Raw genomic sequence first — 24,631 nt, 5'->3', positions numbered from 1 at the left:
CGTGATACAGCCGACATGCCTGCACAAACTCCTCTGGCTGCCCGATTGCCCGTGTTGACCTTCGCTCTGCTGGCCGCTTTTCTCGTGGCCACGGCGGCGCGCACGCACAACGACACCACCATCGCCATCGTCTCGGCGTCCGTGCTCATGTTCGCGTGCTGCTGGGCCAGCGCCACCCATCTGCTGGGGGCGCGGCCCGCGTTGCAGTTCGTGCTGATCGCCGTGAGCCTGGGCTGGTTCGCCGAGCAGATGGGCAGCACGCACGGCTGGTTCTTCGGCCACTACACGTACACGGATGTGCTCGGCGCGCGGTTCGTCGACGTGCCCATCGTGATCCCCATGATGTGGTTTGCGCTGACCTACGCAGGCTACGTGATCGGCAACCTCATCGTGTGGCAGTCCCCGGTGGACGGCGCGCCCGGGCTGGGCAATGCTGCCATGCTGTCGTTCCTGGCAGCGATGATCGTCACCGCGTTCGATCTGGGCGCAGACCCCTATCTCGTCTACACCCTCAAGGCCTGGATCATGGCCAAGACCGACGGCGCGTGGTTCGGTGAGACGGTGCAAGGTTTCTTCGGCTGGGTGTTCGTGGCGTTCTGCATCATCTTCAGCTTTCGCCTGTCGGTGCGCAAACTCCCGCTGCAACCCCCCAGCCCGTTCCTGAGGCGCCACGCACGGGTACCGCTGGCCATCTACGCCACAGGCATGGTGTTCCAGATGATCCTGGGCAATCCGGTGGAGATCCGTTCGATAGCTCCGTTTGCGATGGGCATCCCGCTGCTGTGCGCCATCGCCGGACTCCAGCGCTGGCGCGCCCCCGCTCCCACAATGGAAGTTGCTGCATGAACACCGCCGCCACCCACAACCTCCCACTGACCGATGCCGAACTGGCCAGCATGCAGCTGCATGCCGACCCTCTGGCCGACCAGACCGTCGCCGACATGCTGGGGCCCTGGCCCGAAGGTGCCGTGGATGCGGACGCAGTGCAATGGAAGCGCCTGGACACCGTCAACATCCTGCTCGGTCAGTGGACCGACAACGCGGGCATTGCGCAATGGAGCATTGCGCCGGGGCCGGTACATGGCACGGTCGGCGGGCAGCCGGCCGAGGGCTTCGTGGACCAGGCCATGGCCGACGCGCTGAACCACTATGTGCGGGCCGCCCAGGCACTGCCCGACTGGGCCGACCCGCGCAAGATCGGGCATGCCGAAAGGCTGTTCATGGACCACGGAGCGCTGTCGTGCATCCTTCTGTTTTGCGCCAGCCTGCCCGAATGCTATGTGATCCCCGACCTGTCGGCCGTTCTGCACACCGCCGGGCAGCTCGAGCAGAACACCGAGTACCGCATTCGTTCCACAGCCGCAATGATCTTCCCGGTGATGATGCACGGCGGCATGTCCGAGCACGGAGCCGGCGTGGCGCAGGTCATCAAGGTGCGGCTCATCCACGCCACCATCCGCAACCTCATCCTGCACGGCAGCCCCGCGCAGGCGGCCGGCAAGCTGCGGGCCGGCCTGGAAAGCGCCATTGCCCCCACCCCGCTGCAGGCGCCTGGCGGGCGCGCCACCATGTTCCAGATGCTGCACGCGCGTGGATGGAATGTGTCAGCCGATGGCCTGCCCTGCAACCAGGAGGAACTGGCCTACACGCTCCTGACCTTTGGCTACGTGTTCCTGCGCAGCCTGCACAGGCTGGGCATCGGCCTGCCCCGTCATGACGAAGAGGCTTACCTGCATGCCTGGAACGTGGTGGGCCATGTGCTGGGCATCGAGCGTTCGCTGATGGTCGACACCATGGAGCAGGGCCGGATCCTGATGGCGCAGATGCAGGCCCGAGGCCGCGCCGACCCGATCACGCCCGACCCACGCCCCTCCCTCGGGCGGGCTCTGATGCAGACCATGGAGAAATCCCTGCCCTGGAACATCGTCAAGCCCTTCCCCGAACTGATGACCCGCTATCTCTGCGGGCGCGACACGGCCAGCGACCTGGGGTTGACGAATCCGGTGCCCTGGTCGTCCGCCTTGCTGTTCTGGGTAGTGCTGCTGGTGGCGCGTGTGATCGATGCGCTGGTGCGCCTGGCAATGCCCCGGTTCTCGATCGTCCGTGCGCTCACCCGCGTGCTGGGCTACCACTTCATGAGCCGCGTGCTGATGAGCCAGACCCGCCCCCTGCAATTGCCCACCGCGTTGCTCAACCAGGTCGACGAGGTGGTGCACCAGTGGAGCGACGACCCACACGCCCCCAGGTGGCTCAACCGGCTGGAAGACCGCTTCACCACCCATGGCAGCTGGAGCGCAGGGCTGGCCCGCCAGACGCAGACAACGCCCTCTGCTGCGGCCCGGCAGACTGCCTAGCCCGGACTCCAGCCCTGATGCACCCACCGTTCCACGCCTTGCAGGTCCACATCCGGGGCTGGCACGCGCATTGCAGCGCGGTGCTCGCCCTGCTTTGGCTGCTCATGGCCATGGCACTGCCCCTGGCGGCGCAAGCGGGTGAGCCCCTGGTGCTGTCGCAGACCAGGCCCCAGGTCAATGCATGGGATGCCATCACGCTCAAAGCCGACCCCACTTACAAGCTTTCGGTGCAGGACATGCTGGCGCGCCTGGACGAGTTCCAGGAGCCGCCCCATCGCGGCGGATCGCTGGGCGTGCACAAGGCTGCGATATGGCTGCATGTTCCCCTCATCGCGCGCACACCACCGCGCACGCCCTGGGTGGTCGATATCGGCTACAGCTCGCTGCAGGCCGATATCTATCTGGCCAGCGGCGGCGAGGTGCTCCAACAGGCCCGCACCAACCACCCCGGCGAGTCGCTGCTCACCACTCGTGCGCCTGCGATGGCGTTCGATCTGCAGGCCGGGCGGCCCTATGACCTGCTGATACGCGTGCAGGCCACCGGGCCGCTGATCCTGCCCATCACGGTCGGCGAGATGCCCTACCAGCTGCACGAGGCACTTGGCGAGCAGATGCTGCAGGGCCTGCTGAACGGGCTGGCTTTGTGCCTGATCATGTACAGCCTGATCCAGTGGGCCACGCAGCGTGATCCCATGTTCGGCTTCTATGCGCTGTTGGTGCTGGGCAGCGCGGTCTTCTCGCTGCAGTTCTTCGGACTGGGCGCCCAGTTCCTGTGGCCGGACAGCCCCTGGATGGGCCGCTATGCGGGCCTGGCTGCGGGACTGGTGGCCCTGACGGGCTCCTTCCTCTTTCTTGGCCATGCCCTCGGAGAACACGCGCCGCACGGCCGGTATGCGCGCACCATGCGGGCTGGCGCCGTGATCACGGCCGCCGTTTGCGCAGCCCTCGTGATCGGCCTGCTGAGCGTGCCTGTCGGTATCGCGTATCTGAGCCTGGTAGGCGTGCTGCCCTCGCTGATCAGCCTGCCTTGCGCCATCGAGCGGGTGCGCCATAAGGACCCCATCGGCGCCACACTGCTGGTGGCCTGGACCGTCTACGGCGTGGGCGCTGCAGGGATGGTGTGCCTGGTCCAGGGCTGGGTTCCTGCCAACTTCTGGACGCTGCACTCGTTCCAGTTCGGCGCCACGATGGACATGCTGCTGTTCTTCCATGTGCTGGGCCTGCGTGCGAAGGCTGCCCAGGTCCAGGCACAGGAAACACGGCGCGAACGCGACCTGATGCGATCGCTGGCGTACACCGACCACCTCACGGGCTTGAGCAACCGGCGCGGCCTTCAGAACGCCCTGCATGCCGCGCTGGTGCAGTGTTCCTCGCAGCGCCTGGTGGCCGTGTACCTGATGGACCTGGATGGTTTCAAGCCGGTCAACGATGCGCACGGACACGACGTCGGCGACGACCTGCTGGTGGCCGTCGCCCATCGCCTGCAGCGTTGCGTGCGCCACAAATCGGACGTGGTGGCCCGCCTCGGTGGCGATGAGTTCATCATCATGGCGCAGGGCCTGGCCACGCCTGAACACGCACATGCGCTGGGCCTGGCATTGCTGCGCGCCTTCGAGCAGCCGTTCACCCTGAGCCACCTCACGCTGCACGTGGGGCTCACTGCCGGCTATGCCGTCGCGCCGCTGGACGGCGTGGACCCGCAAGGACTGATTCGGCTGGCCGATACGGCCATGTATGCAGGCAAGCAAGATGGCAAGCGCACCGTCCGGCGCGGCGGAAGCGAACTCGTCCCAACCATCTGACGTTCTTGACATGAGCGCCCCCGCCCTCGCAACCCCATTCCGACAGCTGCCTGCCGCGCCATGGCGGTGGGTGGCGGGCGTTTCTTCCATCCTGCTCCTTCTGGTGCTCCTCGGGGCGCCGATCTCCACTGCCTGGGCCGGCGCAGACCGCGTGCAACTGCGTGACGATGTGCCGACACACGACGTCTGGCCAGCCGCCAGCATCCTCACGGACGCATCCCGCGTGATGTCGGTGCAGGATGCGATGGCACGGGCACCTGAGTTTTCCGCCCCGCCGCGCAGCAGCGGCACCCTGGGGGTGCAAACCCATGCCGTCTGGGTGCGGCTGCCGATTGCCGTGTCGCCCACATCGGACGGCATCTGGCTTCTTGACATCGACTACCCTGTGCTCCAGCGCCTGGAGGTCTATCTCACGCAGGAAGGCCATGTGAGCCAGCAGGCCACGCTTGGCAGCCTGCAGCCCTTCTCGCAGCGCCCGCTTCGCAGCCGCTCGCACGCGCTCCCCCTGATCATGCAGCCCGGGCAGCACTACGAGGTACTGCTGCGCGTGGAAACCACGGGGGCGATGGTGCTGCCCATCACGCTCGCCAAGCCCCCCGCATGGCACAGCGCGGCCATGAACGAGCAGATGCTGCAGGGCATGCTGACCGGCCTGGCCCTGTGCCTGTTGATCTACAGCCTGGCACAGTGGGTGAATCTGCGCGACGTGCTGTTCATACAGTACGCGCTGCTGATCACGGGGAGCACCCTGTTTTCATTGCACCTGTTCGGCCTGGGCTCCCAGTACCTTTGGCGAGACAACGCCTGGTTCGAGCTGCATGCCGCCGGCCTGTCGGCGCTCATGGCAACCTGCGGATCGTTCCTTTTCATCAGCCAGGCCCTGGTGGGCGACCGTCCCCAGAGCCGCCTGCTGCGCGCCATGCGGGGCGGTGCGCTGCTGTGCGCAATGCTAGGCGTGGTGCATGCGCTCGACGTGTTGAGCACCGCGGCCATTGCCATCGTGGTGAGCGTCCTCGGACTGGTACCCGCTCTCATGGGCATACCTGGCGCCGTGCGCCGTGCCCGACAGGGCGACCCTGTAGGCACCAGCCTGCTGCTGGCGTGGCTGATCTACTTCGCTGCCACGGCCACGGTGATCGGAGTGATCCGCGGCTGGGTACCCGTCAACTTCTGGACGCTGCATTCATTCAGCTTCGGCGCGACGCTGGACATGCTGCTGTTCATGCGCGTTCTGGGCCTGCGCACCAAGGCGCTGCGCGCGGAAGCCATACACGCCAACCGCGAGCGGGACGCGATGCGCTCGCTGGCGCACACCGACCCGCTCACAGGCTTGCCCAACCGGCGCGGCCTGAACATCGCGCTGGCCTCGGCGCTGCCGCGCTGCGGGCCCGACAAGCTGCTGGCGGTGTACGTGATGGACCTGGACGGTTTCAAGCCCGTCAACGACCAGCACGGCCATGATGTCGGCGACGAACTGCTGGTGGCCGTCACGCGCCGCCTGCAGGGGCACATTCGCCAGAGCGACGTGGTGGCGCGCCTGGGCGGCGACGAGTTCGTGGTGATGACGGGCGACCTGGGCAACGCCCTGCAGGCGCAGGAGCTGGGGCTCAAGCTGCTCGACGCGTTCCGTTCGCCGTTTTCACTGGGCAAGGTGCAGGTCGAGGTAGGCCTGACCATCGGCTACGCCATAGCGCCGGAGGACAGCAATGACGCTGTCGGCCTGCTCAAGCTCGCCGACGCCGCCATGTACAGCGGCAAGCAAGGCGGCAAGTTCTGCCTTCGCCGCAACACAGGCGACCTGGCGCTGTCATCGTCCTGACCGGCGCATCGCACCGCAGCCGTGCAACGCCCATGGGCCAACGGCGTGGCCCACCGCTGGACCTGCTACGCGGTTGCCTGCAAGACGGCATCAAGGGTCATTCATAACTGGTCAAAACACTCCGCGTGCGATACACACGGGCCTTCATCAACCACTGGAGGACCGTTCGCCATGCCCCATCGCAAGAGCCCTGCCCGACACGCCAAGGACGCACGCGTCGCAGTTTTCAAGTCACACGCCGCGCAGAATGCTGCGGCCGTGGTGGCCGCCGACGGCGGCGCAGACGCCCTGTCATGGGAGGCGATCGCCGAGCTCGAATCCAATATCGTCGGCCGCGTCGTGCTGCCCTCCGACCCGAACTACGACAAGGACCGGCAGGAATCGAACCCCGCATTCCAGGCCTATCCGCAGGTCATCGTGTACTGCGTGTGCGACAGCGACGTGCTCGAGTGCCTGGCCGTCGCCCGAAAGTACCGGCTGTGGGTTGCCGTGCGCAGCGGCGGCCACAGCACGGCAGGCTACTCGGTCAACAACGGGATGGTGGTGGACGTGAGCAAGATGTCCGGCGTCGCGCTCGATCCGCTGGCCAAGCGCGTGCATGTGCTGCCCGGCACCGACTTCGACACCTTCAATGGCGCCATGAAAGCCACCGGCTGGCACGTGCCCACCGGGGCGTGCGGCAACGTGCACGTGGGCGGCTTTGTGCAGGGAGGCGGCTACGGGTACACCTCGCGCGCTTTCGGCATCCAGAGCGACATGGTGGAATCATTTCGCGTGGCGCTGGCCAGCGGCCAGATCGTCACGGCCAGCGCGGCCGAAAACCCCGAGCTGTTCTGGGCCATGCGCGGCGGCACGGGCGGCAACTTCGGCGTCATGCTGCAAGTGACCTACCGCATGGTGCGCCTGGACGACGTGTGGGCCTGGTCCATCAGTTGGGACGAAGCCCACGCCGCCCAGGTCCTCACGCTCATGCAGCGCGACTTCATGAAGAAGGGCGCCCCTGATGCACTGGGCTACATGATGAACCTCGGCTACCAGAACGGCGTGCCGGTGTACATGGTGCAAGGCATGTTCTGCGGCAGCCGCGAGGCGGGCCTGGCGGCCATCGCTCCGCTGCTGGCCATCCCGAGCGCGCAGTTGCTCGTGGACAAGACGGGCAGCTACCCGGCCATGAACAACTGGCTGGAAGACCACCCCTACTCCCTGCCGGACAACCTGCCCGCCGGCGTGGCCGAAACCAAGGCCAGCGGGTACATCAACACACCGCTGTCACCGGCGGACTGGCAGCGCATCATCGACTACTTCAAGACATCGCCCAACCCCTGGTCGCTGGCCTACCTGGAGCCCTACGGCGGCGCCATCAACCGCTACCCGGTGCAAGACAGTGCCTTCATCCACCGCGACGTGGATGCCGACCTGGTGGTGGATGTGTTCTGGCGCAATCCGGCCGAGCGCGCGCAGATGGAGGCCTGGCTCGATGGCTTCATGGTGCTGGTCAAGCCCTTCCTGAACGGGCACGTCTATCAGAACTACCCTGACGGCAGCCTGCAGAACTTTGCCGACGCCTACTGGGGCCCGGCATACCCGCGGCTGCGCAAGGTGAAGGCGCAGTACGACCCCACCAACTTCTTCCACTTCAAGCAAAGCATCGCGCTGCCGGGACACGACTGATACCGCGAGGCTGCACGGCCCCGTCGCACCTGCGCGGGGCCCTGCGGCGCGCGATGCTCCTTCGCGCGACGAAAAGCACGGTGCCAGGGCCGCGCAAGCCCTGCCCGCAGCGCCGATCAATCCTCGTCAGCGTAGTGCAGGCGCCCCTTGCCAGCGCGCTTGGCGCTGTACATGGCCTGGTCGGCCCGGTTCATGAGCTCGTCGATCTGGCACTCCAGCGGAGGACATTCCGCCACGCCGATGCTCGCGCCGATGGACAGCTCCCGCCCCTCCACGAGCATGGGCTGCTGCAGTGCCTCCAAGAGCCGCTGGCCGATGGTGTCCGTCACGTCACGGGTCACGTCGTGCTCCAGCATCACCAGAAACTCGTCGCCCCCGAGCCGCGCCATGGTGTCGCCAGAGCGCACGGTGCTGGCGATACGCCGCGCCACGATGCGCAGCACCTCGTCGCCCGCCCGGTGGCCCTCGGTGTCGTTGACGCCCTTGAACCCGTCCAGGTCGATGAACAACAGCGCCACGCAGCCCGCACCAGGCGCGGCCTGCAGGGCCTTCTCCAGCTGGGACTGGAAGGCCGCCCGGTTGAACAGCCCGGTGAGCGAATCGTGGTTGGCCAGGTAATGCTGCTGGCGTGCGATCTCGATCTTGGCGGAGACGTCCTCGACCAGCGCCATGATCGAGGTGACCTGGCCGTCGGGGTCCGTCAGCGCCGAGTTGAACCACTCGCAATGCACTTCGGTGCCGTCATCGCGCCGGAAAGATGTCTCTGCCCGGTTTTGCGATTCCTGTCCAGACTGAAGGCGCTGCAGCGCCAGCTGCAGGGTGGCATCGGCGGGTGACAGGTCCAGCAATTCATTGAGCAACTGCCCTTGCAGGTCCGCCACATGCAGCCAGCCCATGAGCTGCACCGCGCGTTGCGAGCAGTGCAGCAGACGCAGGTTGTGGTCCATTTCCAGCACGGCCAGCGGGCTGTTTTCCATGTGCGAGGACAGGCGCTGGTTGGCGGCGCGCAGCGCCTCCATGGTGACCTGCAGCTCGTGCACATCGAGTGCGGTGGTGATGAAGCCCTCGATGGATCCTTCGGGGTTGTGCCAGGGGGTCAGGCAGATGGTGCGCCACTCGTCAAACCCGTAGGGCGTGCGCAGCAGGCGCTGGTACTGAACCCGCTCACCCGACAGAACGCGGGCGACGAAGGGCATGAAAGCGGTAACAGCCGCTTCAGCGTACATGCTGGTCAGCGACTTGCCCACCAGTTGCTCCGGCACGGTGCCGAACCAACGTGCGTACTCGTCGTTGACATACAGCATCGTGAGGCTGCGGTCCACCACGGCCATGGTGGCGCCAGCGCTGCGCGTGATCACATCAAGCAACTCGCCCTTGGACAGGCTGTACCCGGGGGCGATGGCCCGATAGTCGGACAACTCTGGATCGTCTTGCATCATGCGGCGAAAGCCCCAGCGGGGCAGGGTCATCAGTGGAACGCCCCGCGCGCCAGTCCTCCAGAAAGGTCACCGGCGCGCGCCTCGGCCCCTGCGCCGGGCAGCAGGGTGTGTCGGCAGCTTATCACTTTCGACCTATAACCAATCCATGCGAATGCGCAACCTCATCCCGCCCATTGCACCCAGCCCGTCCAGGCGGTCACCAGCACGATGATGCCGAACACGATGCGGTAGTAAGCAAACGGCACGAAGCTGTGGCTGCTGATGTAGCGCAACAGCCAGCGTACGCACAGCCAGGCGCTGATGAACGAGAACACCAGCCCGACCGCGAACATCGGAATGTCGGCCGCCGACAGCAGCGCACGCTCCTTGTACAGGCTGTACACCCCGGCACCGATCAGCGTGGGAATGGCCAGAAAGAACGAGAAGTCGGTCGCCGCCTTGCGCGACAAGCCGAGCAGCATGCCGCCGATGATGGTGGCGCCGCTGCGGCTGGTGCCGGGCACCATCGCCAGGCACTGCACCAGGCCCACCTTGAGCGCATCGAGCGGCGTCATCTCGTCCACCGTCTGGATGCGCGTGGCGGCTGGCGAGCGCCGCTCGGCCCACAGGATGATGAAGCCGCCCAGGATGAAGGTGCTGGCCACCACCACCGGCGTGAACAGGTGCGCCTTGATCATCTTGCCCAGCAACAGCCCCAGCACCACGGCGGGCAGGAACCCGATGAACACGTTGAGCGCGAACCGCTGGGCCTGGCGCTCGGTGGGCAGGGCCACCAGCGTCTCGCGGATCTTCTGCCAGTACACCAGGATGACCGCGAAGATGGCGCCCGTCTGGATGGCGATGTCGAACACCTTGGCCTTGGCATCGTCAAAGCCCAGCAACGAGCCCGCCAGGATCAGGTGCCCCGTGGAGGAAATGGGCAGGAACTCGGTCAGGCCCTCCACCACGCCCATGATGGCGGCCTTGGCCAGCAAAAGAACGTCCACGCGCACTCCTTAAGAAAACTTTAAGTCAAATCGGGCTGTACCTCTTTACAGGCAAGCGCCAGCAGCTATCAAAACAGGAGTATATGCGCTGCGGTTCGCGCAGGGCTCTCAGGCGGGCGCCTGCCAAGGGGCCTGCCACCCGCCACCCAGCGCCTGTACCAGCGTCACCGCCGCCAGCTGGCGGTTGACCTGCAATTGCAGCAGCGCGCGCTGCGCCGACAGCGCCGAGACCTGGGCCGTGACCACCTCGGTGTAGCCCACCTGGCCTTCGCGGTAGCGGTTGAGCAGCTGCTGCGCCGTGCGCTCCGCCGCGGCCACCGCCTCGCGGCGCAGGGGCTCCTGCTCCTGCAAGGTGCGCAGCACCGTGAGCTGGTCTTCCACCGTCTGGAAGGCCGTGAGCACCGTCTGGCGGTAGACGGCCACGCGGCCCTCGCGCGCGGCCTGGGCTTCTTCCACCCGGGCCGCCGTGGCGCCGGCATCGAAGATCGTCTGCGCCACCGACAGGCCCAGCGACCACACCAGCGTGGACGCCTTGAACAGGTCGGCCACGCTGCTGCCGCCGCTGCCCACCGACGCGCCCAGGCTCAGGTTCGGGAAATAGGCGGCGCGCTGGATGCCGATCTGCGCATTGGCCGCGGCGACCGCACGCTCGGCCGCCGCGATGTCGGGCCGGCGCTGCAGCAGCGTCGAGGGCACGCCCACTGGCACGTCCGGCACCGCCGCCACCCATTGCGCCCGCGCGAGCGCGAAGTCGGCCGGGGCTCGGCCCGTCAACACCGCTATTGCGTGCTCGAAGCGCGCGCGGTTCTGCCGCACGGTGGCCAGGTCGGCGCGCGCGTTGGCCAGTTGGGTCTGCGCCTGCAGCACGTCGGTCTGCGCCACCACACCTGCGCTGTAGCGGTTACGCACGATCTGCAGGCTGCGCTCGTAGCCCTCCACCGTGGCCTGCAGCAGCTCGATCTCGGCGTCCGCCTCGCGCAACTGGAAGTACGCCGAGGCCAGCGTGCCCACGGCAGACAGGCGCGCAGAGGCCAGGTCGGCCTCGCTCGCCTGCGCGCTGGCCTGGGCGCTGTTCACGCCGCTTTGCAGGCGCCCCCACAGGTCCGGCGCCCAGTCCACGCCCAGCGATGCCTGGGTGGACAAGCCCGAGCGGGTGGCGCCTTCACCGCCCGTGCGCGTCGCACCGCCCGACAGGCTCACCGACGGCAGCAGGCCTGCCCGCTGCTGCCGCACCACGGCCTGCGCCTGCGCATAGGCGGCCACGGCTGCGGCGATGTTCTGGTTGGACAGCTGCACCTGCTCGGCCAGGCGGTTGAGCTCCGCGTCCTGGAACAGCTCCCACCAGGGGCCGCGGTCCAGCGCATCGGCAGGCGCCGCGGGTGCCCAGGTGGCGCCAGCCTCCTTGAACGACGCGGGCACGGCCATCTGGGGGTGCTGGTAGGGCGGCGTGACCGAGCAGCCGGACAGCAGGGCAGCGGCGGCCAGCACGAGTGCGAGCGCGGGCGGGCGGGCCATGGGTGTCCGAGCGGCGTGCGCGCCGGGTGTGAGCGGGGCGTGGAGATATTTCATGGGCACCGATCAGGTGGCCGCGCCGGGGGCACCGGCACGGCTCAGATGTTGTTCGTTGGGGGCGGGCGTGCGCAGCTTGTCCAGCAGCACATAGACCACGGGCGTGGTCAGGAGCGTGAGCAGCTGGCTCGCGATGAGCCCGCCGATGATCGCCACGCCCAGCGGCTGGCGCAGCTCCGAGCCCTGCCCGAAGCCGATGGCCAGCGGCAGCGCGCCCAGCGCGGCGGCCATCGTGGTCATGAGGATGGGCCGAAAGCGCATCATGCAGGCCTCGCGCACGGCATCGAGCGCCGACAGTCCGCGCGCGCGCTCCGCCTCCAGCGCAAAGTCGATGATCATGATCGCGTTCTTCTTGACGATGCCGATCAGCAGGAACACACCGATGAGCGCGATGATGGTGAACTGCATGTTGAACAGCAGCAGCGCCAGCACCGCCCCCACGCCGGCCGAAGGCAGCGTGGTCAGCACCGTGATCGGGTGGATCAGGCTTTCATACAGCACGCCGAGCACGATGTAGATCACGATGATGGCCGTGATGATGAGGAAGGCCTGCTGCCCCTGCGACTGCTGCGCGCTGAGCGCCGTGCCCTGGAAGCTTCCGCGCACGTTGGTGGGCATGGCGATGTCGGCCTCGGCCTGCGCAATGACCTGCTGCGCCTGCCCGAGCGAAGTGCCCGGGTCGATGTTGAACGACACCGTGGTGGCCAGCTCGCCGTCCTGGTGGCTGATGGAGGTGGGCGACGCCCGCTCCACCACCTTGGCGATGGCGCTCAGCGGCACCATGGTCGATGCCGCCGTGCTGATGACCTGGCCGGTGGAGGCGCCGCGCTGGCCCGGGTTGGCCACGGTGCCGACTGCGCCCGTGGGATTGGCCGCCACGTAGATGTCCTTCAGGGCCGGCGGGCCGCGCGTGTACTCGGGCGCCCACTCCATGATGACGGCGTACTGGTTGAGCTCGCCGTAGATCGTGGCCACCGAGCGCTGGCCGAAGGCGTTGTACAGAGCATTGTCGATGGCAGACGACGTCACGCCCAGGCGCGATGCAGACGCCTTGTCGACCTCGATGTACGTCTCCACGCCGTTCTCGGCCAGGTCGGTGTCCACGTCCTGCAGCAAGGTCTCGTCCTTGAGCCGGTCGGCCAGCTTGCCCGCCCACTGCTTGAGGTCGGCCATGTTGTCGCTCTTCAAGGTGTACTGGTAGGTCGAATTGCTGGATCGCCCGCCCATGCGCAGGTCCTGCACCGGGTTCAGGAAGACCCTGAGGCCCGTGATCTGGTTGAGCTGCGGCCGCAGACGCGCGATGACCGCGGGCGTGCTGTCGGTGCGCTGCTTCAGTGGCTTCAGGTTGACAAACATGAAGCCGCCACCCGCACGGCTGCCGCCCGAGAAGCCCACCACCGTGTCCACCGCCGGGTCCTTGCGGATGATTTCCACCGCCTGGCGCAGCTTGGCAGCGAGCGCGTCTGACGAGATGCTCTGGTCGGCGCGCAGCCCGGCATTGAGCTGGCCGTTGTCCTGCTCGGGGAAGTAGCCCTTGGGGATCTTGGCGAACAGATACACGTTCAGGCCAATCACCGCCAGCAGGATCAGTACCACCAGCCCCTTGCTGGCCAGCGCCCAGTCCAGGCTGCTCGCATAGCCGCGCAGCACGCCCTGGTAGCCGCGCTCGGCCCAGCGCGCAACGCGCGAAGGCGGCTTGTCGCTGGCCGGGTCGTGCGCACGCAGCAGCCAGGCGCACATCATGGGCGTGGTGGTGAGCGAGATCACCAGCGAAATCATCACCGCCGCCGACAGCGTGATCGCGAACTCGCGGAACAGCCGGCCCACCTGCCCGTCCATGAACAGCAGCGGGATGAACACCGCCACCAGCGACAGGCTGATGGACAGCACCGTGAAGCCCACCTCGCGCGCGCCCTGCAGCGCCGCCTGCATGCGGTCCATGCCGGCCTCGATGTGGCGCATGGTGTTCTCCAGCACCACGATGGCGTCGTCCACCACGAAGCCGGTGGCCACCGTCAGCGCCATCAGGCTCAGGTTGTTCAGGCTGAAGCCCAGGAAGTACATCACGCCGAAGGTGCCCAGCAGCGACACCACGGTGGCCACCGCCGGAATCACCGTGGCCCGCGCCTTGCGCAGGAACAGCCCCACCACCAGCACCACGAGCGCGATGGAGACCATGAGCGTGAGCTCGATCTCCTTGAGCGAAGAGCGGATGGAGTTGGTGCTGTCCGACGCCACGGCCACCTGGATATCCTGCGGTAGCTGGGCCTGCAGGTCGGGCAGCAGCGCGCGCACCGAGTCCACCGTCTGGATGATGTTCGCGCCCGGCTGGCGCGTGACCAGCACGATGATGGCCGGCTCGCCATTGAAGAGACCCACCGTGCGGCGGTTCTCCACGCCGTCTTCCACCCGCGCCACGTCGCCCAGCCGCACGGCGGCGTTGTTGCGCCAGGCGACGATCAGCGACTCATATTCCGACGCCTTGCGCGCGGGCGACGGCGTGTAGATCTGCAGGCGGCGACCGTCGCCCTCGATGGCGCCCTTGGGGCGGTTGGCGTTCGAGGCCTGGATGGCGGCGCGCACGTCCTCGGTGCTGATGCCGTAGCGGTTGAGCGCGAACGGCAGCAGCTCCACGCGCACCGCGGGCAGCGAGCCCCCGCCGATCTCCACCTCGCCCACGCCGTCCACCTGCGACAGCCGCTGGCTCACCACGTTGGAGACCGCGTCGTAGATCTCGCCCGGCGTGCGGGTCTTCGATGTCAGCGCCAGGATGATGACGGGCGACGCCGCCGAGTTGCGCTTTCGGTAGGTGGGGTTGCTGCGCAGCGTGGCGGGCAGGTCGGCGCGGGACGCGTTGATGGCGGCCTGCACCTCGCGCGCCGCGGCGTCGATGTCGCGGTTCAGGTCGAACTGCAGGCTCACGCGGGCGGAGCCGTTGGAGCTCGACGAGGTCATTTCGTTGACCCCCGCGATCACGCCCAGGCGCCGCTCCAGCGGCGTGACCACGCTGGTGGCCATGGTCTCGGGGCTCGCGCCCGCGAGGCTCGCCGACACCGAGATGGCCGGGTAGTCCACCTGCGGCAGTGGCGACACCGGGAGCACGAAGAACGCGGCGATGCCCGCGAGGGCCATTCCGATGGTCAGCAGCACGGTGGCGACCGGCCGCTCCACGAAGGGGCGCGAGAGATTCACCGTACGCCTCCCGCGCCCTCGCCCTGCAGCGGAGCAGCGGCCGTGCCCCGGCCCGTGACGCGGCGGCCCATGCGGTCGAACGCCAGGTAGATCACGGGCGTGGTGAACAGCGTGAGCATCTGGCTCAGGATCAGCCCGCCGAAGATCGCGAGGCCCAGCGGCCGGCGCAGCTCGGCGCCCTCGCCCCAACCCAGCATCAGCGGCAGCGCCGCGAACAGTGCCGCCAGCGTGGTCATCAGGATGGGCCGAAAGCGCAGCAGCGCCGCCTGGTGAATGGCTTCCTGCGGCGACTTGCCCTGGTTGCGCTCGGCGTCGATGGCGAAGTCGATCATCATGATCGCGTTCTTCTTGACGATGCCGATCAACAGGATGATGCCGATGATGCCGATCACACCCAGGTCGTTGCCCGTGAGCATCAGCGCCAGCAGCGCGCCCACGCCCGCCGAGGGCAGGGTCGACAGGATGGTCACAGGGTGGATGTAGCTCTCATACAGCACACCGAGCACGATGTATACGCACACCATGGCGGCCAGGATGAGCCACAGCTGGCTGGACAGCGACTTCTCGTACGCGCCGGCCGCGCCCAGGAACTCCATCGACAGCCCGGCGGGCATGCCGATCTCCTTGGCGGCCGCGCGGATCGCATCCACCGCCGCGCCCAGCGACACGCCCGGCGCCTTGTCGAAGCCCAGCGTGGCCGCCGGGTACTGCGCCACGCGCGTGACCTGCAGCGGCGCGGGCTGCTCGCGGATGGTGGCAATGGCCGCCAGCGGCGTGGGCGCGCCCGAGCCGGTGCGCAGCTGCAGCGTGCCCAGGGCCTCGGGCGTGTTGAGCTGGTCCTGCTGCGCCTCCAGGATCACGCGGTACTGGTTGGTCTCGGTGAAGATGGTGGACACGATGCGCTGGCCGAACGCGCTGTACAGCGTGTCGTCCACATTGCTGGCCGTGACGGACAGGCGCGAGGCGGTGTTGCGGTCGATGTCCACGTACGCCGACAGACCCTGCGCACCCGCATCGGTGGTGGCGTTGCGCACCTTGGGCTCGGTCTTCAGGCGCTCGGCCAGCTTGCGCGTCCATTCGTTGACCAGCGCCGAATCGACGCCGCCGATGGACGCGCGGTACTCGGTGGGCCCGGTCTCCGCGTCGATGGTCAAATCCTGCGTGGGCTGCAGGTACAGCGTGACGCCCGCCACCGACCGCACCCGCTCGCGAAGGCGCTGCATGATGGCATCTTGCCCATCGCGGTCGGGCTTGAGGTTGATGAGCATGCGCCCGGCGTTGAGCATGGTGTTGTTGGCCGCATCCACGCCCACGAAGGCGCTGAGCGACTGCACGTCCGGGTCCTCCAGGATGGCGCGCGCTGCCTGCTGCTGCAGCTCGCTCATGCGCGCGTACGACACGTCCTGCGACGCCTCGATGCGCGCCTGCAGCTGTCCCGTGTCCTGCGTGGGGAACAACCCCTTGGGGATGACAACGTACAGCAGCGCCGTGAGCGCGAGCGTGAGCACCGCCACCACCATCGTGGCGCCCTGGTGGCGCAGCACCCACTGCAGCCACCGGTCATAGCCCGCGATCACGCGGTCGAACCCACGGTTGATGCGGCCCGCAATGCCGTGCTGTCCGCCCACGGGCTCTGGGCGCAGCCAGCGCGCGGCCATCATGGGCACCAGCGTGAGCGACACCACGCCGGAGATCAGGATGGTGATGGCCAGCGTGACCGCGAACTCGCGGAACAGCCGCCCCACCACATCGCTCATGAACAAGAGCGGGATCAGCACCGCGATCAACGACACGGTCAGCGAGATGATGGTGAAGCCGATCTGCGTGGCCCCCTTGAGCGCGGCCTGGAACGGCGGCTCGCCCTCTTCCAGGTAGCGCGCGATGTTCTCGATCATCACGATCGCATCGTCCACCACGAAGCCCGTCGCGATCGTCAGCGCCATCAGGCTCAGGTTGTTGAGGCTGTAGCCCAGCAGGTACATCACGCCGCAGGTGCCGATGAGCGAGATGGGCACCGCCAGGCTGGCGATGACCGTGGCGCGCAGGCTGTGCAGAAAGAAGAAGATCACCAGCACCACCATCAGCACCGCCAGGATCAGCTCCATCTCGACATGGTGCACCGAGCCCCGGATGCCGGTGGTGCGGTCGGAGAGCACCTGCACCTTGAGCGATGCGGGCAGGCCGGCCTGCAGCTCGGGCAGCAGCTTCTTGATGCTGTCCACCGTGGCGATCACGTTGGCGCCCGGCTGACGCTGCACGTTCAGGATGATGGCTGGAGTGAGTGTGGCCCCCACGCTGCCCACTTCGTGTGGTTCGCTGCCCCCCGAGGGGGCGCTCGCCGCCTTGGGGCGGCCCGGCGGCGGCTCGATGGCCCCCTCGCTCCCCACTTCGTGTGGTTCGCTGCCCCCCGAGGGGGCGCTCGCCGCCTTGGGGCGGCCCGGCGGCGGCTCGGTGGCTAACACGCCTCCCTCCAAGCCCATCCCCGCCCAGGCGCCCAGGCGGTTGTTCTCAGCGCTGTCCACCACGCGCGCCACCTCGATCATGCGCACCGGCGCGCCGTTGCGCCACGAGACGATGAGGTTCTTGTAGTCCTCGGCCGTGAGCAGCTGGTCGTTGGCATTGATGGTGTAGGAGCGCTGCGGCCCGTCGAAGCTGCCCTTGGCGCTGTTGGCATTGGCGGCCGAGATGGCCGTGCGCAGGGTGTCGAGGCCGATCCCGTACGACGCCAGCGCCTTGGTGTCGGCCTGGATGCGCACCGCGGGCCGCTGGCCGCCCGCCAGCGACACCAGCCCCACGCCGGTGACCTGGCTGATCTTCTGCGCCAGGCGCGTGTTGACCAGGTTCTGCACCTCGGTCAGCGGCAGCGTGTCGGAACTGATGGCCAGCGTGAGCACGGGCGCGTCGGCCGGGTTCACCTTGGCGTACACGGGCGGCGCGGGCAGGTCGGCGGGCAGCAGCGAGTTGCCGGCGTTGATGGCCGCCTGCACCTCCTGCTCGGCCACGTCCAGCGCCAGGCCCAGGCCGAACTGCAGCGTGATGATGGACACGCCCGACGCACTGGTCGAGGCCATGCGCTCCAGTCCCGGCATCTGGCCGAACTGGCGCTCGAGCGGCGCACTCACCGTGCGGCTCATCACCTCGGGGCTGGCGCCGGGGTACAGGGTCTGGACCTGGATGGTGGGGTAATCCACCTCCGGCAGGGCCGACAAGGGCAGGAAGCGAAAGCCCAGCAGCCCCGCCAGCACGATGGCCAGCATCAGCAGGGCGGTGGCGACGGGCCTCTCGATGAACGGGCGCGAAGGACTCATGGTGTCAGCGCGCGCTCAAGGATTTTGCGGTGGACGCTGGCGGCGCTCGCCGCGCTCTCCCCGGGGGCCCGAAGCGCCGCTGCGCGGCCCGCTGGCGCCTGCGCGGGGGCCTCGCGCGCCCTGGGCGCCGGCCGTCTGCACGGCCATGCCGTCCTGCAGGCGGTCGCCGCCTTCCGTCACCACGCGCTCGCCCTCCTTCAGGCCTTCGGCGATCGCCATCAGGCCCACGGTGGCCTGGCCGCGCTTGACCTTGCGCAGCGTCACGGTGCGGTCTTCGTTGATCACATACACGTAGTCGCCATTGGCGCCGGTGCGCACGGCCGTGACGGGCACGACGACGGCCGGTACGTTCCGCAGCAAGAGCTGCACGTTCACGAACTGGTTGGGAAACAGCGTGCCCGCGGCATTGGCGAAGCGCGCCTTGGCCTTCACGGTGCCGGTGGTGGTGTCGATCTGGTTGTCCAGCGTGGAAAAGCGCCCCTTGTCGAGCTCGGACTTGCGCGTGCGGTCGAGCGCCGTCACGGCCAGCGCATCGGCTTCGCGCTGCGCGGCCAGCACATCGGCGACGCGGTCCTGGGGCACGGCAAATTGCACGTCGATGGGCGCCACCTGCGTGATGGTGGCGATGCCCGTGGCGTCGCCCGACGACACGAGGTTGCCCGCATCCACGGTACGCAGGCCGATGCGGCCCGTGGCGGGCGATGTGATGCGGGTGTAGCTCAGGTTCAGGCGCGCCGTGCCTTCCTGGGCCTTGTCGGTCATCACCGTGCCTTCGAGCTGCTTGACCAGCGCGGCCTGGGTGTCCACGTCCTGCCGGGCGATGGAGTCCTGCGACAGCAGGGTCTGGTAGCGCGCCAGCGTGAGGCGCGCATTCTCCAACTGCGCTTCATCGCGCTGGCGCGTGCCCTGGGCCTGCATCAGCGCCTGTTCGAAGGGGCGCGGGTCGATCTGCGCGAGCAGTTGACCCTTCTTGACCATCTGCCCTTCGGTGAACAGCACCTCGGTCAGCGTGCCCGACACCTGGGGCTTGAGCGTCACCGTGGTGGCTGGAATCACGGTGCCCAGCGCATCGATGATCACCGGCAGCTCGGCCCTGCGGGCCACGGCGTCGCCCACCGTGACCATGGGCCGCCCGCCCCCTGGCCCTCCCCGTCCCGGGCCTGTGGCCTCGCCGGGGTCGTTGGCTCGCTGGATGAGGTACCAGGCCGCGCCGCCCACCAGGGCCACCAGACACAGGGCCAGCAGGCTGCCCATCCACCGGCGCCGGCGGCGCGGAGCCTGGGGAGGCTCTGGAGGGACGGCCGGGAGCGTTGCGGGCGCTTTGACTTCTTCTTGCGGATTCATGGCGATAGCTGGTGGGTGTTCTTGGATTCGGCCGGGTCAGAGCATCGTAGGGGGCCAGTTCAGGGTCTGCCTTGAACGCTGTGCGAAGAAAAGTAAACCTTCCCCCCCCGGATGATGCGCGCGCCCGCGCCCTGCGTGGGCAGGTGCGAAGGCCGCCCGATAGTTTGCCTGCTTGCGGGACCGGCGGCCCCCTCCCAACCCCGCGTGGGTGCGTAGGCCGGAGCCGATGCCGGCGCAAGCCACTCCCGGCGACTGCATTTCGCGCACGCCAGGCTGCATTTCGTCGCACGGCGGTGGCGGGCACGGCGAGTGGCCGGCACAGTCCACCCCATCGAACGAACGCCCTGGAGCCTTGCCATGCAGACCTTCACCCCCGTCATCGCCATCCATGTCGCCGCAGCGCTGGCGGCGATCGCCATCGGCCCGGTGGCCCTGTGGGCCCGCAAGGGCGCCACCCAACGCCCCCGCCTGCACCGGGCCGCAGGCTACGCCTGGGTCACCCTGATGGTGGCGACGGCCGTCTCGGCCATCTTCATCACGGGCGGTGGCGGCCCGCGCTGGGGCAGTTTCGGCCTGATCCACCTGCTCATCCCCATCACGCTGGGCATGCTGGCCCTGTCGTTCGTCTACCTGGCCCGCCGCAACATCACCGGCCACCGCGCCGTCATGCAGCGCATCTACTTCGGTGCCTGCGTGGTGGCCGGAGCCTTCACGCTGCTGCCCGGGCGGCTGCTGGGCCACTCGCTGTGGAGCCAGCTGGGCCTGCTCTGACACCGCCCTCCTTCTTTTCTTCCACCACGTCTTCTTCCCTATCCAAGGACATCATCATGCTGCTCCAACTCCTCGTCCACCAGCCCCAGGCGCTGGGCCAGATCATCCAGCAAACGCCCTACTGGGTCTGGGGCCTGCTGGCCGCCCTGGTGTGGCTGGGCGCCAGCCAGATGTTCGACCGCACGGCCAGCCTGGTGCGGGTCGTCGTCATGCCGGTGGCCATGACGGGCTTTTCCGTCTACGGCCTGGCAACGGCCTTCGGCGGAGCGGGCCATACCGGCTCGGCCACCGCCGCCTGGATGGCCGCAGCAGCCGCTGCCGCCGTCCTCGCCCTGTGGTTCCAGCCCACCGCGCCGGCAGGCACGCTGTACGACAGCACCTCACGCTGCTTTCGCCTGCCGGGCAGCGCCATGCCGCTGGCCTTGATCATGGGTATCTTCCTGACCAAGTACCTGGTGGGCGTGGAGCTGGCCATGCAGCCGGCCCTGGCCCGCGACAGCGGCTTCGCATTGCAGATCGCAGCGCTCTACGGCCTGTTCAACGGCCTGTTCGCAGCCCGCTCGCTGAGGTTGTGGCGCCTGGTGCGCAACAGCGCCGGCTTCGCCACGGAGCCCGCCAGCGCCTGAACGCTGCCCTTTCATTCATCCATCCCGCAACGACCTTGCCCCAGGAGTTCCCCATGCGCAACGACCGCTATGACCGCTTCGGCCACGATACCCCTCTCGACGCCATCGAGCGCCTGGCCCGCAAGCGCGCCGGCGCCAAGCTGGGCTGGTACATGCATGCTGGCGTCTACCTGCTGGTCAACCTGCTGCTGATCACCCTGTCGGCCACCAGTGGCAGGCATTGGGCGGTATACCCCGCGCTGGGCTGGGGCCTGGGCCTTGCGATCCATGGCATCGTGGTCTTCCTGGTGGCGGGCGGCGGGCTGCACGAGCGCATGGTGCAGGCCGAGCGCAACCGGCTGGTTCAGCAACAGGGGCATTCGCTGTGAGCCACGCGCCCACGGCGGCGACCACCAGCGCACCGGTGCGGCGGCTTCTTGCAGCAGGTCTGCTGGCCCTGGCTGCGGCCGGCGACAGCCACGCGGGCACCGGCCTGGCGGAGTTGCCCGGCCCACAGGGCGACGGCCCGGTCACCGTGTTCTACCCCAGCAGTGGTGCCGACCAGGCGGTGCAGCGGGGCCCCTTCAGCCTGCAGCTGGCACCGGGCGGACAGGCCGCAGAAGGCAACCGCCGGCTGGTGATCATCACCCACGGTTCGGGTGGCAGCCCCTGGGTGCACACCGACCTGGCGCGAGCCTTCGTGGCGGCCGGTTTTGTCGTCGCCCTGCCCGAACATGCCGGCGACAACTACAAGGACCCATCCACCCCCGGCCCCGAAAGCTGGAAACGCCGCCCCGCGGAAGTCTCCCGCGCCATCGACGCGGTGGCGCAGGATGCGCGCCTGGCGCCGCTGGTGGACACGGACAAGGTGGGCGTGTTCGGAGGCTCGGCCGGCGGCCACACCGCGCTGACGCTGGCGGGGGGACACTGGTCGCCGGCGCGCTTTCGCCAGCACTGCGAGGCACACATCGCCGAGGACTTCTCGTCGTGCGTCGGCTTCGTCACCCGTCTGAACGGCAACCTGCTGGACGGCCTGAAGAAGGCCGTGGCGCTGGGCGTGATCCGCCAGCGCTTCGACGACGCCACCGACCAGGCCTACAGCGACCCGCGCGTGCAGGCGGCCATCGCCTTCGTGCCCTTTGCCGCCGACTTCGACATGGCCACCCTGGCCACGCCGCGCATCCCGCTGGGGCTGATCACCGCGGGCCTGGACATCAACCAGGTGCCCCGCTTTCACAGCAGCGCCGTGCTGGCCGCCTGCCAGGACCGGTGCACCCTGGTCGCCCACCTGCCCGGCGCCAGCCACGGCGCCATGCTGTCCCCCATGCCGCCACTGCATCTGCTGGGCACGGTGCACCAGCAGTTGCTGGGAGACCCGCCCGGCTTTGACCGCAGCGTTCTGGTGCAGGTGGATGCGAAGGTGGTGGCGTTCTTTGCCCATCACCTGCAGCCGCTGGGCCGCACGCAGCGACCTGCGCCCTAGAATCCTCCTCACCATGCCCCACCCCATGACCCCCGAAGACATCGAACAGCTGGCGCGCCGGCGCGCAGGCGCCAAGCTGGGCTGGTATGTGCATGCCGCGGCCTTTGTCGTGGTCAACCTGGTGGTGTTCGGCATGTCGCGCTACGGCCTCGGCAACCGTCCGTGGTCGGTGTTCCCCCTGCTGGGCTGGGGCCTGGGGCTGGCGCTGCACGGCATCTCGGTGTTCGTGCTGGGCACGGGCAGCGGGCTGCGCGAGCGCATGGTGCACAAGGAGCGCGAGCGGCTGCTGCGCGAGCAGCAAGAGCGCAACCAGCGCTAGCACGCACCGCCCCGAGCCCCCAACCTCCTCGCCCGCGCTGCCATGAAAATCGACTGGATCGAGAAACTGCAGCACCTGCTGCAAGTGCTGGCCTTCTGCCTGGCGATCGCCGCCCTGCAGTACGCCTTTCAGCCCGACAAGCCGTATGACATTCCAGCCCGCTACTCGCTGGCCATCGGCTCGCTGACCTGGGCGCTGATCGACTTCGGCCGGCACCTGTTTCCGTCCAGCAAGGAGACGGGCTGGCCCACAGGCCTGTCCGGGTTTCTTCTGCCGTTTGCCAGCATCGTGCTGGGCTACCTGGGCGGCACGCTGCTGGGCGACTGGTGGTGCGGCTATTCGTCGTGGGACCAAGGCGGCCGCGCGCAGCTGCGCATTTCCATCGGCATCACCGTGGTGGCGGGGTTCCTGGGTACCTATTACTTCTATACCAAGAGCAAGAGCGCCTGGCTGCTGGCCAAGGTGAACGAGGTGCGCAGCCAGGCCAGCGAAGCGCAGCTCAAGCTGCTGGAGACCCAGCTCGAGCCGCACATGCTGTTCAACACCCTGGCCAACCTGCGCATGCTGATCGGCACCGACCCCGCCCGCGCACAGGAGATGCTGGACCGCATGATCGGCTACCTGCGCGCCACGCTCAGCGCGTCGCGCAGCACCCAGCACCCGCTGGAGAACGAGTTCGAGCGCCTGCGTGACTACCTGGAGCTGATGGCGGTGCGCATGGGCCCGCGCCTGGCCTACACCCTGGAGCTGCCCGAGGCGCTGCGCGACGTGCCCGTGCCGCCGCTACTGCTGCAGCCCCTGGTGGAAAACGCCATCCGCCACGGACTGGAGCCGCAGGTCGAGGGCGGGCACATCACCGTGCGCGCCAGCACCCGGCCGGGTGACGGCGGACCGCAACTGGTGCTCGACGTCATCGACACCGGCGCGGGCCTTCCCGACACCCTGCCCACCCCGGGCCCCGGGCAGAGCTTTGGCCTGGCCCAGGCCCGTGAGCGGCTGGCCACACTGCACGGAACGGCGGGCACTCTGAAATTGATAGCTGGTAGCGCCGGTGGGACAAGCGCTACGGTCACTTTTCCCTTGAAATCGAGCCCATCGAGCACCACCCCATGACCCAGCCTGCCGTGCGCGCCCTGATCGCCGAAGACGAACCCCTGCTCGCCGCCGCGCTGCAGCAGGAACTGGCCCGCGCCTGGCCAGCGCTGCAGGTCGCGGCCCGGTGGGCGACGGCCTGTCCGCCGTGCGCCAGGCCCTGGCACTGCAGCCGGACGTGCTGTTCTTCGACATCCGCATGCCGGGGCAGAGCGGGCTGGAGGCGGCGGTGGAACTGGCCGACGCCTGGCCTGCCGACGGCCCATCCAGCCGCCCCTTCCCGGCGCTGGTGTTTGTGACCGCCTACGACCAGTACGCGGTGCAGGCGTTCGAAGCCCAGGCGGTGGACTATCTGCTCAAACCCGTGCAGGCGGCCCGGCTGCAAAAGACAGTGCAAAAACTGCAGCTGGCGCTTGCCAGCAAAGCGCCAGCAGCTATTGATTTGGAAGCAACCATGGCGCAACTGCGCCATCTGCTGGTGGCGCCGGGGGTGGCGGCACCCGCAGCCGCAACGGCGCCTGCCACGCCCGCGGTGGGCGCGCCGCTCACGCTGATCCAGGCCAGCAGCGGCAGCCAGATCCACATGGTGCCGGTGGCCGACGTGCTGTACTTCGAGGCGGCCGACAAGTACGTGCGGGTGCTGACCGCAGCGCGCGAGTACCTGATCCGCACCCCGCTCAAGGACCTGATCGGCCAGCTCGATACGCAGGTGTTCTGGCAGATCCACCGCAGCACGCTGGTGCGCGCCAGCAGCATCACCACCGTGACCCGCGACGAGGCGGGCAAGCTGCACCTGGAGCTGGCCGGCCGGCCCGAGAAACTGCCCGTGAGCCGCCTGTACGCCCACCTGTTCAAGGCGATGTAGCGCAGCAGCGCA

At 68.3% G+C, this 24,631-nt stretch carries 17 protein-coding genes and 1 pseudogene; 12 read left to right on the top strand and 6 right to left on the bottom strand.

The genetic code is table 11. From position 1 onward, the window contains the following. Positions 1-15: 15 nt before the first annotated feature. From KW835_RS25670 to KW835_RS25650, 5 genes are all read left to right on the top strand, one after another. Positions 16-846 carry a carotenoid biosynthesis protein gene (locus KW835_RS25670; protein WP_218387580.1) on the top strand — a complete coding sequence of 277 codons (831 nt, stop codon included), beginning with the start codon at positions 16-18 and terminating at the stop codon, positions 844-846. Beyond that, positions 843-2,354: an oxygenase MpaB family protein gene (locus KW835_RS25665; protein WP_218387579.1), complete on the top strand. Its 1,512-nt coding sequence runs from the start codon at positions 843-845 to the stop codon at positions 2,352-2,354. Before KW835_RS25670 ends, KW835_RS25665 begins: the two co-directional genes overlap by 4 nt. Before the next feature lie 17 nt (positions 2,355-2,371). Further along, a complete protein-coding gene (locus tag KW835_RS27070; protein WP_304505177.1) occupies positions 2,372-4,156 on the top strand; it encodes a diguanylate cyclase in 1,785 nt (594 codons plus the stop codon). A 10-nt stretch (positions 4,157-4,166) separates the two neighbouring features. Beyond that, positions 4,167-5,975: a diguanylate cyclase gene (locus KW835_RS25655; RefSeq protein WP_218387578.1), complete on the top strand. Its 1,809-nt coding sequence runs from the start codon at positions 4,167-4,169 to the stop codon at positions 5,973-5,975. Between the two features lie 171 nt (positions 5,976-6,146). Continuing rightward, on the top strand, positions 6,147-7,646 hold the full coding sequence (locus KW835_RS25650) for an FAD-binding oxidoreductase (protein WP_218387577.1): 1,500 nt from the start codon (positions 6,147-6,149) through the stop codon (positions 7,644-7,646). Positions 7,647-7,762: 116 nt separating this feature from the next. On the opposite strand, the gene KW835_RS25645 is transcribed toward KW835_RS25650, so the two are convergent. The 6 genes from KW835_RS25645 to KW835_RS25620 all read right to left on the bottom strand — a co-directional run bounded on the left by KW835_RS25645 (position 7,763) and on the right by KW835_RS25620 (position 19,484). Then, a complete protein-coding gene (locus KW835_RS25645) occupies positions 7,763-9,085 on the bottom strand; it encodes a diguanylate cyclase domain-containing protein (RefSeq protein WP_218387588.1) in 1,323 nt (440 codons plus the stop codon). Positions 9,086-9,246: 161 nt separating this feature from the next. Continuing rightward, positions 9,247-10,071 carry an undecaprenyl-diphosphate phosphatase gene (locus KW835_RS25640; RefSeq protein ID WP_218387576.1) on the bottom strand — a complete coding sequence of 275 codons (825 nt, stop codon included), beginning with the start codon at positions 10,069-10,071 and terminating at the stop codon, positions 9,247-9,249. A gap of 108 nt (positions 10,072-10,179) precedes the next feature. After that, positions 10,180-11,586 (bottom strand): efflux transporter outer membrane subunit, encoded by a 1,407-nt coding sequence (locus KW835_RS25635; protein WP_218387575.1) that lies wholly within the window; start codon positions 11,584-11,586, stop codon positions 10,180-10,182. A 63-nt stretch (positions 11,587-11,649) separates the two neighbouring features. Further along, positions 11,650-14,832: an efflux RND transporter permease subunit gene (locus tag KW835_RS25630; protein ID WP_218387574.1), complete on the bottom strand. Its 3,183-nt coding sequence runs from the start codon at positions 14,830-14,832 to the stop codon at positions 11,650-11,652. Then, a complete protein-coding gene (locus tag KW835_RS25625) occupies positions 14,829-18,140 on the bottom strand; it encodes an efflux RND transporter permease subunit (protein ID WP_218387573.1) in 3,312 nt (1,103 codons plus the stop codon). Before KW835_RS25625 ends, KW835_RS25630 begins: the two co-directional genes overlap by 4 nt. Before the next feature lie 15 nt (positions 18,141-18,155). After that, complete coding sequence (locus KW835_RS25620) at positions 18,156-19,484, bottom strand: efflux RND transporter periplasmic adaptor subunit (protein ID WP_218387572.1); 1,329 nt, start codon at positions 19,482-19,484, stop codon at positions 18,156-18,158. 357 nt (positions 19,485-19,841) lie between these two features. On the opposite strand from KW835_RS25620, the gene KW835_RS25615 reads away from it, so the two are divergent. From KW835_RS25615 to KW835_RS25585, 7 genes and pseudogenes are all read left to right on the top strand, one after another. Next, on the top strand, positions 19,842-20,255 hold the full coding sequence (locus KW835_RS25615; RefSeq protein WP_218387571.1) for a DUF2306 domain-containing protein: 414 nt from the start codon (positions 19,842-19,844) through the stop codon (positions 20,253-20,255). Between the two features lie 56 nt (positions 20,256-20,311). After that, positions 20,312-20,881 (top strand): DUF6622 family protein, encoded by a 570-nt coding sequence (locus tag KW835_RS25610; RefSeq protein WP_218387570.1) that lies wholly within the window; start codon positions 20,312-20,314, stop codon positions 20,879-20,881. Between the two features lie 53 nt (positions 20,882-20,934). Continuing rightward, the gene (locus KW835_RS25605; protein ID WP_218387569.1) at positions 20,935-21,249 is read left to right on the top strand and encodes a 2TM domain-containing protein; all 315 of its coding nucleotides are present in this window, start codon (positions 20,935-20,937) and stop codon (positions 21,247-21,249) included. Between the two features lie 35 nt (positions 21,250-21,284). After that, on the top strand, positions 21,285-22,343 hold the full coding sequence (locus tag KW835_RS25600) for a dienelactone hydrolase (RefSeq protein ID WP_218387587.1): 1,059 nt from the start codon (positions 21,285-21,287) through the stop codon (positions 22,341-22,343). A gap of 13 nt (positions 22,344-22,356) precedes the next feature. After that, complete coding sequence (locus tag KW835_RS25595) at positions 22,357-22,662, top strand: 2TM domain-containing protein (protein WP_218387568.1); 306 nt, start codon at positions 22,357-22,359, stop codon at positions 22,660-22,662. A 42-nt stretch (positions 22,663-22,704) separates the two neighbouring features. Next, positions 22,705-23,775 (top strand): sensor histidine kinase, encoded by a 1,071-nt coding sequence (locus tag KW835_RS25590; RefSeq protein ID WP_218387567.1) that lies wholly within the window; start codon positions 22,705-22,707, stop codon positions 23,773-23,775. Continuing rightward, positions 23,772-24,619, top strand: a pseudogene (locus KW835_RS25585) (LytR/AlgR family response regulator transcription factor). Before KW835_RS25590 ends, KW835_RS25585 begins: the two are co-directional and overlap by 4 nt. Positions 24,620-24,631 lie beyond the last annotated feature (12 nt).

Origin of the sequence: Acidovorax sp. sic0104 (genome assembly GCF_019219095.1) — a bacterium.
Lineage (GTDB): Bacteria > Pseudomonadota > Gammaproteobacteria > Burkholderiales > Burkholderiaceae_C > Acidovorax.
The sequence above is the reverse complement of the archived record's forward strand: the minus strand, read 5'-3'. Positions and strand labels throughout refer to the sequence as shown.